Raw genomic sequence first — 14,748 nt, forward strand, 5'->3', positions numbered from 1 at the left:
AAGGCTTTGAACAAAGAAACACCTCGAAATCCGGAGCAACATCAGTTATCCCTCAGAAATCTCTCCCTGGACAATCCCGAAACCCGCCCGATCATGAAACCTGCCGTTAAATGGCCTCTAATCAGTGGAATCGCTCTAACCATTTCCGGCGCAATCGTCGGTTTGGGCGGCTCCATCCTCAGCTTTGTCCGAACCTTCTCTACCGTTGCCCAACCCGGCGTCAGTGCCCCCGGAACCCTTAACACCGAGATGAGCAACGCCCTTATTTCGACAATGATCGGAGGCCTCATCGGAGCCTTGGCCTTGGCGCTTCTCGTCGTCGCTCTGATTATCCATCTTACCGCCAGCAAACAAAGCTCGCGTGAAGATGTTCTTCTCGAAAACAACGTCTAACTCCAATCGTCCAGAATGAAGCAGATCCTCCTCATCCTTCTCGTCTGCCTCTCGGCCAGAGCCCACGCCGACTCCTACACTCTCTACGTAATCGAGGCCAACGAGCCGGTGATCTCCGAGAGCCCCGACTTGGACATCCCAACGATTCTGAACACTCCCGGAATTCGAGTCACTCACACCCTTCAAACGGAGGGCATTCCCTACACCCAAGAACACCGCGACTCCTCCCCTGCCACAGATCCTTTCGGAGACTCATCAGACTCAAGCGAAACATCCGACAGGAACGAGGTCGGGACCTACTTTCAGATCAAGGAAGATGGAGATGACATTGCCTACACTTTCTCCGACGTGAAAGAAGTCGAGGGAACGATCGCGAATGCCCCCTCAAACTTCGATCAGCCTATTTTCGAAAAGATTTTTCTTACCTCCGACCTGACACTCAGACCCAATACCTTCATTCTCATGGGAGGCCTCCACCGCACGGAGCAGATCGGCGACCAGCCACCAATCCATTCGTACCGTTGGTTCGTCCTCGTGAGAGGATCGTCCGAGACGGCAAAAATCCAGATCCGCCCTCAAATAACCAGTTCCTTTACAGGCCCAAAATCGCCACAGACCTTTCCAGACTTGGATTCCTTCGACATCGAAGTCGAAGTCACTCCAGACAGTTTAATCCTATCGGGTGAAACGGTATCCACCGAAGAGCTACTAGAAGCCTTTAAAAACAAACCGAAAGACTCAAAGATCCTAATTAAAGTTGCTCCCACAACAAAACTTCAGCGAATCCAATCCGTATTGGAAACACTCCAGTCAAAAGGCTTTCAACGCATATCGTTTCAAAAAACAGCGACCTCGACCGGATCAATTACAATAATCGGGCCGGGGATGACTCTCCACCGCAATTCCCCTAAAATCCCGGTCTTCGAACAATGAAAGTCATCGCCACCTACCACAACCCGGACGAAGCCCACTTAGCGGCGTCCGTCCTCGAGGGGAACGGGATCGCCGTGGAGCTACGGGATATCGAAATCGTCGAAGCGATCCAGATTTATGCCGACGCCGTCGGAGGAATCAAACTGGCGGTGCCCGATGCCGATGAAGACCGCTCAAGGGAAATCCTTGAACTCCCCCCGGCATCCGAGGGCCTCCTCACCTGCCCCTATTGCGGTTCCGGAAACGTAAAAATGCGGGAACTAAACCTAATCACCGCCATGAGTATCATCATTGGCTTCCTCCTCCCTTTATCCACGAAGAAGGTGGACTGCCTCGACTGCAAAAAGTCCTTCCCCCTCAAGTTGAATGCGAAGCCGGAATGACGCAGGCCGTTCAGAACCTTTTCGATTCTCTTCCGGAGTCCCTGGATTCCGAGGTCGTCGAGGATCTCGTCCGCGGCGAGAATATCCGAATTGAGCGGATCCTCTCCCACGGACAAAGCTCTCCCGAATCCGGGTGGTATGACCAGGATGAGAACGAGTGGGTCCTCGTCCTCCAAGGCCGGGGCGAGATCCGTTTCGAAGATGGCCGCTCTCAAACACTCGGCCTGGGCGACACACTTCATCTTCCCGCCCACACAAAACATCGCGTCCACTGGACCGACCCAGACCAAATCACGATCTGGCTCGCCGTATTTTATGCGTAGCCAAAACTTGATCTCCATGAGAACCCTCCTTTTCTCCCTCCTGCTCACCTTCTCCGTGGCGCAATCCCTCACTTCCGCCGAGAACGAAGTCCAGTGGCTCACCGACTACAACGAGGCGGTCGCTCAATCGGAAGAAACGGGCAAACCGATCTTCCTCCTCTTCACCAATTCCTATTCCTGCGGCCCCTGCATTCTCCTTGAGAAAAATGTCCTCTCGACTCCGGAATTCGCCGATTTTGCGCAATCAGAAATCATCCCCCTCAAGGTCGACTTCGCGCCCATTTACCGCGATAAGAACATCCCTTCCTCCACAAAGAATCTCATCGCCTTCCGCCACAAGCAGAACATACCCGACGACCTGAAATATCGGGGCTGGCCCTACCTGATCCTTTTCAATCCCTCCGAAGCGGCGAGCTATGACGGCCAACTCCGGGGATTTCAGGATCTTGAATCTATGGTCGATGGGATCGGCCTCGGCCCTGCCAACTGACCCAGCTGTTCCCAAAAAGAGAACGCGACCTCTCGGCCCCGAAGTTTCCCAAGAGGCCGTTTCTGTGGCGGGTTCCCCTTTACCGCGCGAGGGGAAATCTCTAGGATTCACAATCTCATGCCCGAACCCAGCTCTCACCACAATAGCATCGCCCTGCTCATTGACGCCGACAACGCCCCCGCGTCGAAGATCGATTTCATCATCGCTGAGCTCGCCTCGTACGGCACCGTCAATATTCGCCGCGCCTATGGAAACTGGAAAAAGCGGGGACTCTCGGGATGGGAAAAGATTCTCAATGAATACGCGATTCAGCCGGTGCAACGCTTCGATCTCGTCAAAGGTAAGAATGCCACCGACATGAGTCTCGTCATAGACGCCCTCGACATACTCTACACCCGCAATGCGGACGTGTTCGCTCTGGTCACCTCCGATTGCGACTTCACCCCGTTGGCGAGACGCCTCCGCGAGGAAGGAAAACTGGTGGTCGGATTCGGCGGACAGCAAACGCCCGAACCTTTCAGCAAAAGCTGCTCAAAATTCCTCTTCCTCGATGAAGACGAGAAGGCCAAGAAATCCCGAAAAGAGAAGGCCACAAACCCGTCGATTCTCAAGAGCGACACGAAGCTCATGAATCTTCTGCGCAACGCCATCGAGGCGGTTGGGGATGAAGAGGGCTGGGCCCATCTCGGGGTCGTCGGATCCCACATTTCCAACCAAGGCTCATTCGATCCCCGCAATTACGGCTTCCGCAAACTCAGCGACCTCTTTAAGGCCATCGATCTGTTCGAGGTCAAAAACGTCCCGTCCGAAAACGGTGCCCTCCAGCCCTGCGTGCGAGAGCGGTAGGCAAACCTCTCTCGACGTCTACCTCACAGTAGATCTGGAGATTCAGCCGATTCGATTACCGCTCGCCTGTGACGTAGCGGGAATTGCGGTATTCTTCTTTGGCCTTCGGCATACTTTCTTGGAGCGCCTGAGTTCGATCCTCATGGGTCGGGTGAGTTGATAGCCAACCGGGCGTGCCATTCGGCGACTTTTCCGCCATTTTCACCCAAACTCCGGGGGCAACCTCCGGATTGTAGCCGGCCCGGGCCATGTAAAGTTGTCCTATATAATCGGCCTCACTCTCATGCAGCCGACTGTAGGGCAGAGCGATACCCACCGTCGTCCCCAATCCATAAGCCGCGAGGATCAACTGCTTCTCCGAACTATCCAGATCATCGATAGCGAATCCAACTCCCACCCCGATTCCGGCAATAACCATGGCCTGAGAAAGGCGTTGGTTGGAGTGACGGGCAGTGACGTGCGCCACCTCGTGCCCAAGGATGAAAGCGAGCTCGTCCTCACTATCGATGACATCGAACATTCCATCGTAAACCGCGATTTTCCCACCGGGCAGCGCAAAGGCATTCACCTGGTCTTCATCGATGTAGATGAATTCCCATTCGGCGTCCGGCATATCATTGCCCACCGCTTTGGCGATCCGATTCCCAACTCGCTGAATCATTTCGTAATTTCGACCACTCGTAATGAGCGGAGAAGTCTCCTTGATCTCCTCAAATGAGGAAATCCCCATGCTCTTCACTTGGCTCTCGGGCAAAAGCGTAAACGACGAGCGCCCCGTCTCTGGAACGGTGTAACAACCGGTCAGCGAGAGAGTAAGAATCAGCAGAAGAGCGCCAAAATGAGACGGAATCGATCGCATAAAAACCATACTGAGAGAAACCCTTGGCGATGAAAACACATTTTCTCCACGACCTGCCAATCATCCCGAATCGGACCCTCCTCGCTCCCACAGAGGACCCACTCAAGCCAGCAGCGATCCTCCCTCGGCAGGAATTCTTTGGAATTCCTTCCCTGAGCGCTGAGCGTCCAATTTTGTGCACAAATTTCTCCGATCCAATATCAAACCATTCAGAGAAATCTATGTCGCAGCCATCCACACAGGTAAGGGAAACTTGGTTCCAATTTCCTGTTGACTTAGTCAAGATGGTTCGCCTATAAAATTCCTTCATTCAAAGGAAACTTTGAGAGACCCCACCCAAACTACTGAAACCAAAATGCCGAAAAAGACCTTCTGCCGTCTGCTCGCAGTGGACCGTCATCTCCTCGAATGCAGGGAAAAAGTCGGAAACAGTCAGATTCAGACCATCTACGGGCACGGTTCTACGCAATCGAAAGATTGTAAAGATTTGCAAATCAAAGCTATGAAAATTGACTTCCGTCCGAACCAAACCCGAGAAAAGGGCGATTTTCGGCAGCGCCGCAATCGGCATCAATCAGCCGTCATCGTTATCGAGTTGAAAAACACCCGTGCGCGAAGAGCCCACGCCCAAGAAGAATCCAGAGCAAGTCATTGGGCGACTGCTCCGTGAAGCGCAGAGGTATCCTCCGAACCCGAGCGATGATTCTATAGCCGACAAAATTCTCTTCTGATTAAGCCAAAATTCCACCCCAGAAATCCAACCACTTATGAAAACGACCCTCCTCAAAAAAACTTCCGCCATTATCACTTTCTCAATCCTTGGTCCGGCTTTCGCCAACGCGAACTTATTTGTCTACGAAGGGTTTAATTACGGCGGCTCAAGCATGGACATCAATGGTGTGTCCGTCGGCGGCGGCGCTCTCGGGCTCAGCGGAGCCTACTCAACCAGCACCGGGACTTCCGGGAATGGCAACGTCCAAGCATCGACCTACAACCCGACTGGCTTAGAATTCAGCAACATTCAAACAACCGGCGGTTCACTCTATCAGAATGTCTCTCCCACCATCTTGCAGGACAAAGAATACGTATACTCACACGCCTCATTCGACACGGTGGCGACCGGCACCGTCTACCAGTCGATGCTCGCTCGCGTTGACTCCAACAACTTAGCCAATGCCACCCTGGGCAAAGATCCATCCAACTCCGGCATATCCGATTTGCGTGCACAGGATACGAGCGACATAATCGGCAACGGCAATGGCTACATGTCTGCCCAAACCAAACGCCCCAATCAAGGCGGCGTGAAGGTAGGTGCCTATTACTCCGCTAACGGTTCCATTAGCGGCAGCGGCAGTATCAACCTATCGGAAGTCTACCTCTTCGTTTCCCGCTACACCAATGTTGGTGGCGCTGGCGGTGGCGAAGCTAATATGTGGGTCTTCAACGAGACCTCCTACGACAGCTGGCAAGCCAATGGCGGACTCGAAAGCGACATGAACACCTATGCCCTGATTTCCACGAGCAACAGCAGCACTGACACGATCACCCTAAGCGACAGCCAATCCATGCGCATTGCCACGGCTGAGTTTTCTGTAGACTTTAACTCTGGCGCAGACAACTACGACAATACGGGAGAAATCAGCACTTCCTACGACGAAATCCGTTTCGGAAGTTCACTGGGGGACGTCATTTCCACCATCCCCGAACCTTCCCAATATTCCTTAATTGCAGGCATCTTATTCATGAGCCTGGCGGTATTGCGCCGCCGGAAATAAGTCCCCATGAGTCTACGAAAAAGCCTCCTCATCGCTTCTCTAATCCTGGCTCCCTCAATGTCCCAGTGCAATGAGACAGACATCGCCCTCATCGCCGACAATGTTGATTGGGCCCACCCGATCTACGCGACCGAATTCGACTCCCCCGGCATACTGCAAGACTGGTCTCTCGAGGGAGGTCAGTCGATATCGATCGAAAATGGGCGCCTCCTACTCAAAAGCGAGGGTATCAATACCAAGCCGGCAAAGGGCAACCATCTCGTTGCCTGGCTCAACGTCGAAGTGCCGGGCAGCTTCTACCTGGAGTTTGATTTTCGACCAAAGGACAAGCAGCAAGGCTTAACCATCGTATTTTTCAACACACGGGGAGTGAATGGTGAATCCATTTTTGACCCAGAGCTCGCCGCTCGGGACGGCACGTTCACCCAATACCACAGCGGAGACTTAAATGGATACCATCTATCGTATTGGAGCGGAGCCCGAAAAGCATCCAATCTCAGAAAAAACCGAGGATTCACCCTAATCGCCAATGGCGAAGATCCAATCGCCAATGACCAAACGGACAAATTTCACCGCATTGGCATCTACAAAAATGATGGACTGATCCGCTACTATGTCGATGGCGAGCTCGCGCTTGAACATTTGGACGACCCCTCAAACGACGGACCCGCGTGGAATCACAGCGGCTGGATTGGCCTTCGGCAAATGGATCACACGCACTGGGCGGAATACGAAAGGCTCGCTGTCTATCCATTGAAGACAAAGAGCGACAAGACCTCAGGTCAGTGACTCCACAACCAAACGGCAACCAACGCGTAAAAATCAGCGCGGACTCCATACGCGCAGTAGGCGATGCCCCGGACTTTACCGCAGACGTCACCGTTAAGGAGATTGAACCAGGACTAAACGACTACCTCATCCGTATCGATTTAAAGGAGAGGACCTCCCCTGCTCCCATCCAAATTAATTGGTTCGTCCCGATTGTGGACATTGTTGGGAAGTGGCATCCAACGATTGGACCTGACCGCTCGCTTACTGCCAACTGGGCTACCACCACTCAGACCTACGCCACCCTCGGCGCGCCCGTATTCACCTTCTTCTCGTCGGAGGACAAGAACCGCCACACCTTTGCACTATCGGACGCCATCAACCCCATTAGCATTCGCACACAACTCGAGGAAGAAGACTCTGCGGCCAACTGTCGCATCGTGCTGTTCGATGCTCCATGGCCCCAGATCAAAGACTACGAAATTACGATTCGCATCGACGAGCGACCGCACCCCTACCATGAGACGATCTCTACCATCAGCCAATGGTGGAGTGCCATGCCGCCCTATCGACCAGCCCCCGTTCCCGAGTCCGCCTACGAACCCGTTTACTCAACTTGGTACAGCTTCCACCAAAAACTTACCGACAAGGAGGTTGAGGCCAACTGCCAATGGTCCCGGGAACTTGGCTGCAAAACCGTCATTCTGGATGACGGCTGGCAAACCGAAGACAACAACAAGGGCTACGCCTTCTGTGGCGACTGGGGTGTTGCCACCAGCAAGTTTCCCAATTTCCCCTCCCATGTCGCCAATGTCCGTGACTTGGAGATGAATTACCTCGTCTGGTTTTCAGTCCCCTTCGTCGGACCCAAAAGCAAAGCCTGGCAATCACTCAAAGACAAAACCCTACCCAAAGCAGCCGTTGGCTCCGCCGCCTGCCTGGACCCAAGGTTCGCATCGGTTCGCCAGACGATTATCGATTGCTACCGCACCGCGATCGAGGAATGGAACATCGATGGACTCAAGCTCGATTTCGTGGATCGTTTCACCGCGGAAAACCCCGTGACCCCAGAAAACGAAACTGCCGATATGGTCTCCGTTCCCGCTGCTGCAGATCGGCTTTTTACAGACATCATGACTCAGCTTCGAGCGCTCAAGCCCGATGTTTTGATAGAATTTCGACAAGCCTACATTGGCCCGGCCATGCGCAAGTACGGGAATATCTTTCGAGCCCATGATTGCCCCAACGACGCCACGAGTAACCTCACGCGAACCATCGACCTCCGCCTGCTCTCTGGAAACACCGCCGTGCATTCGGACATGGTGATGTGGAACCCCAGGGAGAGCGTCGAACACGCAGCCATGCAACTTTGGGCAACCCTGTTTTCGGTGCCTCAAATCTCCGTCAAACAAGACTCTATCCCCGGTGAGCATGAGCAGATGCTGAGAGAGTTTCTAACCTTCTGGATCCAACGAAAAAATCTACTGATGAAAGGACGGCTAAATCCAGTCCAACCACTAGACCTCTATCCTTCGGTCCACGTCGAAAACGATGAAGAAACGCTAAGTGCCATCTATCAGCAACAGCACATTGCCCAACTGCCAAAAAACTCTGGCCGGAAGCTCAGCATAGTGAATGCCACACACAAGCCACAGGTTCACCTCGATTGCTCAAAGATCAAAACGGCTCGTGAGCTTCGTATCTACAATTGCCTCGGCGAAGAAGTGAACCGTGCTAAAATTTCAAACGGCGATTCGATTCAGACAATCGCAGTTCCGAGCGCAGGATACGCCATCGCAGACGCGTAGTTAGTCGGGGCGATACTCGCCGTTGACCGCAATAATGGTGCGCGCCGCGGAGGCAAGCTCCGACAAGCCCGTTCGAATATCAATGTCCTGTTTAATTATGCGCTGAAGCCCTTTCAGCACAAAGGCCCCTGGAAATGGCGGTTGCAAATTAAAGTCGATCGAGATCTTACCCACTTCAGAGGCAATTAGGGAATCCCGCGGATCATCCAAATCCAGTGACTTAAAAGCCGAGCTTTTCCGAATCGGTATGTTGTGCTTTTGCTGACCAATAAAATCCTGAACTTCTTCAGAGAGCATCGCCTTCACGTACTGCTTTGCCAAGTCAGGCGATGTACATGATTTACGCACACAAATCAGATCTGTGGCTTGGGCCGTGGAGTCAACGCCGCCCTCAAAGAGAGGCAAAGGTGCCGTAGCCCAATCATCATCTTCTGCCCTCAAAATGAAATCCATAAAATGGCGACCCCCGAGATACATTGCAGCCTCCCCGTTCATAAACGCTTTATGATAAGTCGCATCGGGCGAATGAACGCGTTCCACCCGCGCCCCTAATTCACGATACAGCTCTAGACCGTGCTCAACCTCCGGGCTGTCGAATGACACCGGGTCCTCAGCGCCCGGCATGAAGAGCCTCCCCCCAGCCCGCAAAACAAAAACCATAATTAAGTACTGGGCATGACTCCAATTAATGAGCCCGGACTTCGGCAAAATATTTTTCAGCGCCTCCAGACTTTCTATGAATTCGCTCCAACCCCAGCCAACGTGAGGCATGGGTGCACCCGCAGCTTCAAACAGAGAGGGCCGGTAAAAAATTACGCGCGGCGAGAAGGCGAACGGAATGCCGACCATGCGTTTTTTGATCTCAAATGGGCGAAACGGCCTTTCAAAGAAAACACTGCGATCGGGGTAACACTCTTCGAAAATAGACGACAGATCCATGTAGTCATCAAACTCTGTCAGCACATGACTCGTCGTGCGCAATTCAAGCATGCCGCGATCAAAAGCAAAAGTGCTACGCAAGCCCGGGATATAGTCCTCGATTAGCGACAACAAATCGGGAATCCACGGAAAAAATTCCACTGGATTGTATACCCGCATATTTTCTGCCAGCACACACTGCTGCCAATTCTTCTGCACAAACGTGCCTTTGCGGGAATGAGTATGGAGCACACCATCCTGACAGAGTGACTCGACGGCCTGCTGGACTTTCAAAAAGGAAATTTCCAATTGCTCCGCCAATTCTCGAGCGGCGATAATACGATCCCCAGGAGAAATCTCTCCTCTCTCCAGCAAGCCCAGTATGTGATCCCGGACAACTTGAATTCTATTCCTCTCGGCCATGACAACTACTGCTACCTCATTTCCAGAACCTTATGCAATCCCTATGGCTCAGTCAATGCGCACAAACTACCGAACGCAACAAGATCGCCCTCAATAAAGAGTTAAAACAAAGCCTAAATCTATTGACTTAGTCAGCGCTCCGCCGTAGGTATTTCTTCGACGATCGCCCCCACTATCATCAACACCCCAAAGACAACTATGCTGCATGCCCCCATACAGCGCACAAACCAACGCGGATTTGCACTCGTGATAGCGCTCTCGCTCATGGCGCTGATATTGATGCTATTGCTATCGATCACGATCCTTGTACGGATTGAATTATCGAACCAAAACCTGCAGCAACCGCAAACCTTGGCGCGCTTGAATGCTCACCTCGCCCTACAGGTCGCCCTGGGGAATTTACAAAAATCAGCTGGCCCCGACCAAAGAGTCACAGCGACAGCTGATATTTTCTCCAATCAGGTCAACAACATCAGTTCACCATATTGGCTTGGCGCATGGGATACAAGCATCTCCAACTGGACCGGACTCACTCCCAGCCAACGAATAGACAAGTCCGCCTGGTTGGTAAGCGGAAACACTTATGCGAACGCTTCCGGCACAATCTCACCCAATCTCGATCTGGGAAAGATCCCAGATGAGGACAAGGTAACCCTGGTCCACAATGCCAGCAGCTCCACCCCCGATGAAGTGATCGCGATCAAAGATCGGATTACCAGCGGCGACGATCGCTATGCCTACTGGATCACCGATGAGAACCAAAAAGCGCGCATCGACATCGTTGACGAGTTCGCCTCAAGCACCGATCACTTCGAACAAACCCTAGCGTTTCAGGGAACCAATCGATCAGGCGTCGAATATCTAGACGCCTTGGCGAACTACCCGATCAACGAGGAGCAAACCCAGCAATTCATCGATATCCCAATCGCAATCGCCATCTCTCAAAGCGATCCCCAACAAAGTAGCGCTGATTTAACCGACAAAAATTTTCACACACTCACTTCTTTTTCCTCAGGCCTGCTCGTAGACGTAAAACACGGCGGCCTGAAACGCGACTTAACGCAAGCCTTTGAGTATCGGCATATCTTCGACAAACATTTTGTCCCCTTTGACGAAACCGACACCCGAAATACCGGGGATGGCGGCGAGCCAGTAAGCCCCGCTGACTATGTCGAAAATCTCTACTTCCTCGAAGACCCCGCCCTGACCGCCAATGGGCTGAACGATTCAAACATCACGACCAGCGGACCAAACTGGAGCATCCTCCGATCCTATTATCGTCAGTACCGTCCCGGTTCGAGAAACCCCAAATTCAACAAGAACCAAGAAACGGAAACCGGTGAAGAGGCCAACCTGCTCTATTCGATGGACTATGATGAGTACAACGAGCTTCTAGAGGACACCCCTCCCTACCTCCAGCCATTCTTCCAATACGAATCAGAACTGACCAACAATACCATCACCTCCTATCGCAAATACTCTGGCTGGTATCACTACTCCCCCGATTACTCATTTCGCCCCGGTCCAGCTGGAAAACCTTACCAGACTGTTCCCAGCGATCTGGGACAAGAAGGCAACCTCAAGTCCAAGCGGATTGCCCCGGTTTCGGACAACTATCAACTCCAAAGCTGGGTGAGTCCGGTCATCTCCCGCATGCAGTTAAGTTTTGGCCTTCAAGAGGGCAAGTACGGCCTCGAGCTCGTGATCAAACCAATTCTGGCTCTCTACAACCCTTACAATACCGACATCACCATCGAGGGCAATCTATCCGCGTTATACTGGAACCTAAACCCGATCATAACCATCGATGTCGATGGTCGAGAGCTCACCGAGCCCGTGTCCTTCGGCCTGCGCGAAGTCATGCCCACCAACAACCAAGGTCGGCTAGCCTATCGCCTTTACAGCGAAGATGATGCGGCAAACAAATACGTGACAATCAAGGCCGGCGAAACACGCTACTTCGGACCCGACGTAATGCATTCCGATTACGACGACCGTCGCTCGGGATCCGGCCCCAGCGCGGGCGTCTACTTAATGTGGGCCGACCTCGACGCAAACGGAGACCTGGTGTTTGATGAAAACGGAAAGGTTGATGTTTCTCAGAATCAAGACAAGGTGCGCATGACAAACTACGAGCCCGGCGGAGGCGGTTTCATTGCACCGCTGGAGTTGTCCTATTATCGCAATCAGAACAAGAGCGCCAGCCACCGGCCGACAATCAACGGCGTCACTCAACTAGACCGCCACCTCGATGGAAACTACGGAGTTAAGCCCACTCAAAGTCGCGACTGGAACTTCACCCCGGAAGAATGGGACGACCTAAAAAAACTCACGGAGGATGACTCATCGTCGGATCCAGACGACCCCACAAAGCCCACTCACAGAGGTTTCAATTTTAAGATCGCCCTGGAGACCGATTTCGGCTCCGGCTATAGCCTAAGCCATGCGAGCTCCGTTGACTTATTTGGCATCAACAAGATCTTCTCCGATATCGATCCAAACCAAACGTCAGTCGGTGTCGACCGATATTTCTCCTCGCTCCAAGCTGCCTCGAATCAGGACCAAATTCTCTCCGTCGGTTTCTGGCTGAAAACAACGCAGGAAAACAACGAACCGTGGCGCATTCTGATTGATTCCAACTTGCGGGCAATCTCTGCCAACAGCGAATGGGATGGGTTCGACAGAAATAACGGCTACAAAGTGATGAGCACCTATGCGACCGAGGATCCCAACGGATCCTATGGAGTACTCAGTAATTCTGCCGCCGATATCCAGCTCAATGACCTCGGTCGCGCCGATGGTTTTTGGGGGAACAGCATCGGCGTCAACGGCCAAACCCGAGTAACCCTTTTTGATCGCCCGCGCACACCGCTGCTTTCACTCGGCAATCTCCAACATGCCAATCTAGGGCGCTACAACTTCGACCCAACCTACATGGCAGGTAATTCCTACGCTAATGTTCGTATTCCTTTGGACGAAACGGTGAACGAGGAGCATCAAGCGTGGGTCTATTTTAATGATGAAGACAACCCCAACAGCTACGGGAACTTCAAAATTTTCGACACCTCCTATCTGGTCAACGAGAAGCTCTGGGACCGCTATTACTTTTCGGGAATCACCGCCGATTGGGACCAGAACATGTTTGACGATTTCACCAGCGGCAATTCTCAAGCCGCGAACCAACGCTATCGGTATAATCCGCACGATGACAATCTCTCCTTCAGCAACCTTGCGGACAGAGTCAACAACGATGCATTATTTCAGAGAATTGCGGCCTACCTCCAAGTCGTGGGCGCGTTTAACGTAAACTCTACCTCGGTCGATGCTTGGAAAGCAGTCCTCGGCGGACTTACGCAAGATAGAGTCCCCTACTACGATGGAAACCTACAGACTGAGAACGGTGGCATAATCATCTCCCGCTTCACGTGGCCCTACAGTGGAACGACCAACCTCGATAACGGAAATAGTCCCGAAAACTTTTGGAAGGGCGTTCGCGAAATTAGTGAAGATGAGCTGAACGACCTGGCCCGTTCAATCGTGAAACAAGTAAAGCTGCGCGGTCCATTTCTCTCACTGAGTCAATTCGTCAACCGCTCATTGAACAATGATGACACCGGCAAATCCGGAGCACTCCAGGCCGCATTAGACGACTCGACTCTAGGGCTCAACCGGCAAAGCAAACTCTCGCCATTTTCCGCTGCTGCAGCCAGCAGCATTCCGGGCTCCGGGTTCTACAACGTCTTCCCGGACTCCAACATGCAAGCCGCTGGTTTCCCAGGCTACGTTCTGCAAGGCGACATTCTCCAACGACTCGGCCCCATCATCACTGTCCGCGGTGACACTTTTCGCATCCGTGCCTATGGAGAAAATATCAACCAGCAAACGGGCGAAACCCTGTCCGAAACCTGGTGCGAAGTAATCGTTCAGCGAACCGTAGAACCCATCGAACCTGACCCCACTAATCCTGTAGAGGAAACGATTAACCCAAGCAGTCCATTCGGAAGGGAATTCAAACTCGTGAGTTTCCGCTGGCTTTCCGAGAACGAAATTTAACCACAACTCATGTCCAAAAATTTCTATAAGTTCAGCTTCTGCTTCTTCGCGTTATCCAGCATCATTCGCCTGGACGCGCAATCCGTTGAAGAGCCCGCTAAAGCAAAGTTTAGCACGTTGGCCTGGGACCAGACCATCAAAGGCCTCTATTATTGGGACGACGAAGAACGCATCAACCTCAACATCCCGAATGGAGCGCCTTCCCCAACCTTTGAAGCACCAATCGACAAGCCCCTCGTTTTCTACCGTGACACTGGCCAGATCGATGAAGCGGGCAACCCTATCGGCAATCCTTTGGTAAGTATCAACATAGACAGGGCAGACGATCCCCTCCTACTGATCTTCTTCAAAAGAAATGACCAAACCGACAGCTACTACATTGCACCCATCGTCAACGAGACTCAGACGACCCCCGAAGAAATCTATCAGCTCTACAACATTTCCAGCCACGACATCGTCGCAAAGTTCAATGATCAAAAAATAGCTCTCGAACCGAATAAACCGCTCATCATCCCGGCACCTGGAACCGATCAAGCCAGCTTTGGGGTCATGATGGCGATTCAGATGGATTCCCAAGAGAACGGGGAATGGCAACTCGTCTACAAAGCCTTCTGGCCCTACCGCCAGGGGCGCAGCAGTTTGGTTTTTATATCCGACCAAGAAGGACGCAAAAACCAAATAAAGGTTCGGCGTTTTTACGTGCCGACTCGCGAACTTTAAACATCTCAAATACCCAACAACAGACCAACCCTTACCCAGCCACTGACTCAGTCAAA

The 14,748-nt window shown here is 52.5% G+C and carries 14 protein-coding genes; 12 read left to right on the top strand and 2 right to left on the bottom strand.

Annotated features, from left to right (window positions below; translation table 11 throughout):
• Positions 1–93 precede the first annotated feature (93 nt).
• The 6 genes from H5P30_RS13740 (at position 94) to H5P30_RS13765 (ending at position 3,368) form a co-directional block, all read left to right on the top strand.
• Entirely contained in the window at positions 94–393 is a 300-nt protein-coding gene (locus tag H5P30_RS13740) for a hypothetical protein (protein ID WP_185693507.1), read from the top strand.
• A gap of 15 nt (positions 394–408) precedes the next feature.
• Positions 409–1,326 (top strand): ExbD/TolR family protein, encoded by a 918-nt coding sequence (locus H5P30_RS13745; RefSeq protein ID WP_185693508.1) that lies wholly within the window; start codon positions 409–411, stop codon positions 1,324–1,326.
• Positions 1,323–1,709, top strand: coding sequence for a putative signal transducing protein (locus tag H5P30_RS13750; RefSeq protein WP_185693509.1), 387 nt, complete (start codon positions 1,323–1,325; stop codon positions 1,707–1,709). Before H5P30_RS13745 ends, H5P30_RS13750 begins: the two co-directional genes overlap by 4 nt.
• On the top strand, positions 1,706–2,032 hold the full coding sequence (locus H5P30_RS13755) for a cupin domain-containing protein (RefSeq protein WP_185693510.1): 327 nt from the start codon (positions 1,706–1,708) through the stop codon (positions 2,030–2,032). Before H5P30_RS13750 ends, H5P30_RS13755 begins: the two co-directional genes overlap by 4 nt.
• Before the next feature lie 16 nt (positions 2,033–2,048).
• Positions 2,049–2,522, top strand: coding sequence for a thioredoxin family protein (locus H5P30_RS13760; protein ID WP_185693511.1), 474 nt, complete (start codon positions 2,049–2,051; stop codon positions 2,520–2,522).
• 117 nt (positions 2,523–2,639) lie between these two features.
• Positions 2,640–3,368, top strand: a complete 729-nt coding sequence (locus tag H5P30_RS13765) for an NYN domain-containing protein (RefSeq protein WP_185693512.1) — start codon at positions 2,640–2,642, stop codon at positions 3,366–3,368.
• A gap of 55 nt (positions 3,369–3,423) precedes the next feature.
• Here the strand turns inward: H5P30_RS13765 and H5P30_RS13770 are convergent, their stop codons facing one another.
• Positions 3,424–4,227 (bottom strand): M48 family metallopeptidase, encoded by an 804-nt coding sequence (locus tag H5P30_RS13770; protein ID WP_185693513.1) that lies wholly within the window; start codon positions 4,225–4,227, stop codon positions 3,424–3,426.
• Between the two features lie 355 nt (positions 4,228–4,582).
• Here H5P30_RS13770 and H5P30_RS13775 point away from each other — a divergent pair, with 355 nt between their 5' ends.
• From H5P30_RS13775 to H5P30_RS13790, 4 genes are all read left to right on the top strand, one after another.
• Positions 4,583–4,897, top strand: a complete 315-nt coding sequence (locus tag H5P30_RS13775; RefSeq protein ID WP_185693514.1) for a hypothetical protein — start codon at positions 4,583–4,585, stop codon at positions 4,895–4,897.
• Positions 4,898–4,994: 97 nt separating this feature from the next.
• On the top strand, positions 4,995–6,002 hold the full coding sequence (locus H5P30_RS13780; RefSeq protein ID WP_185693515.1) for a hypothetical protein: 1,008 nt from the start codon (positions 4,995–4,997) through the stop codon (positions 6,000–6,002).
• A 6-nt stretch (positions 6,003–6,008) separates the two neighbouring features.
• On the top strand, positions 6,009–6,791 hold the full coding sequence (locus H5P30_RS13785) for a DUF1961 family protein (RefSeq protein ID WP_185693516.1): 783 nt from the start codon (positions 6,009–6,011) through the stop codon (positions 6,789–6,791).
• Positions 6,788–8,578 carry an alpha-galactosidase gene (locus tag H5P30_RS13790; protein ID WP_185693517.1) on the top strand — a complete coding sequence of 597 codons (1,791 nt, stop codon included), beginning with the start codon at positions 6,788–6,790 and terminating at the stop codon, positions 8,576–8,578. Before H5P30_RS13785 ends, H5P30_RS13790 begins: the two co-directional genes overlap by 4 nt.
• On the opposite strand, the gene H5P30_RS13795 is transcribed toward H5P30_RS13790, so the two are convergent.
• Positions 8,579–9,919, bottom strand: a complete 1,341-nt coding sequence (locus H5P30_RS13795) for an extracellular solute-binding protein (RefSeq protein WP_185693518.1) — start codon at positions 9,917–9,919, stop codon at positions 8,579–8,581. It abuts the gene before it with no gap.
• Positions 9,920–10,117: 198 nt separating this feature from the next.
• On the opposite strand from H5P30_RS13795, the gene H5P30_RS13800 reads away from it, so the two are divergent.
• Positions 10,118–13,972, top strand: a complete 3,855-nt coding sequence (locus H5P30_RS13800) for a hypothetical protein (protein ID WP_185693519.1) — start codon at positions 10,118–10,120, stop codon at positions 13,970–13,972.
• Positions 13,973–13,981: 9 nt separating this feature from the next.
• Complete coding sequence (locus H5P30_RS13805) at positions 13,982–14,692, top strand: hypothetical protein (RefSeq protein ID WP_185693520.1); 711 nt, start codon at positions 13,982–13,984, stop codon at positions 14,690–14,692.
• Positions 14,693–14,748 lie beyond the last annotated feature (56 nt).

This window comes from Puniceicoccus vermicola (assembly GCF_014230055.1).
In the GTDB taxonomy this organism is placed as follows: domain Bacteria; phylum Verrucomicrobiota; class Verrucomicrobiia; order Opitutales; family Puniceicoccaceae; genus Puniceicoccus; species Puniceicoccus vermicola.

Excerpts from the sequence above, each read along its gene's own strand:
- H5P30_RS13805 (WP_185693520.1), top strand. The coding sequence starts at position 13,982 with ATGTCCAAAAATTTCTATAAGTTCAGCTTCTGCTTCTTCGCGTTATCC.
- H5P30_RS13745 (WP_185693508.1), top strand. The coding sequence starts at position 409 with ATGAAGCAGATCCTCCTCATCCTTCTCGTCTGCCTCTCGGCCAGAGCC.
- H5P30_RS13785 (WP_185693516.1), top strand. The coding sequence starts at position 6,009 with ATGAGTCTACGAAAAAGCCTCCTCATCGCTTCTCTAATCCTGGCTCCC.
- H5P30_RS13775 (WP_185693514.1), top strand. The coding sequence starts at position 4,583 with ATGCCGAAAAAGACCTTCTGCCGTCTGCTCGCAGTGGACCGTCATCTC.
- H5P30_RS13755 (WP_185693510.1), top strand. The coding sequence starts at position 1,706 with ATGACGCAGGCCGTTCAGAACCTTTTCGATTCTCTTCCGGAGTCCCTG.
- H5P30_RS13750 (WP_185693509.1), top strand. The coding sequence starts at position 1,323 with ATGAAAGTCATCGCCACCTACCACAACCCGGACGAAGCCCACTTAGCG.
- H5P30_RS13760 (WP_185693511.1), top strand. The coding sequence starts at position 2,049 with ATGAGAACCCTCCTTTTCTCCCTCCTGCTCACCTTCTCCGTGGCGCAA.
- H5P30_RS13740 (WP_185693507.1), top strand. The coding sequence starts at position 94 with ATGAAACCTGCCGTTAAATGGCCTCTAATCAGTGGAATCGCTCTAACC.
- H5P30_RS13765 (WP_185693512.1), top strand. The coding sequence starts at position 2,640 with ATGCCCGAACCCAGCTCTCACCACAATAGCATCGCCCTGCTCATTGAC.
- H5P30_RS13770 (WP_185693513.1), bottom strand. The coding sequence starts at position 4,227 with ATGCGATCGATTCCGTCTCATTTTGGCGCTCTTCTGCTGATTCTTACT.
- H5P30_RS13795 (WP_185693518.1), bottom strand. The coding sequence starts at position 9,919 with ATGGCCGAGAGGAATAGAATTCAAGTTGTCCGGGATCACATACTGGGC.
- H5P30_RS13800 (WP_185693519.1), top strand. The coding sequence starts at position 10,118 with ATGCTGCATGCCCCCATACAGCGCACAAACCAACGCGGATTTGCACTC.
- H5P30_RS13780 (WP_185693515.1), top strand. The coding sequence starts at position 4,995 with ATGAAAACGACCCTCCTCAAAAAAACTTCCGCCATTATCACTTTCTCA.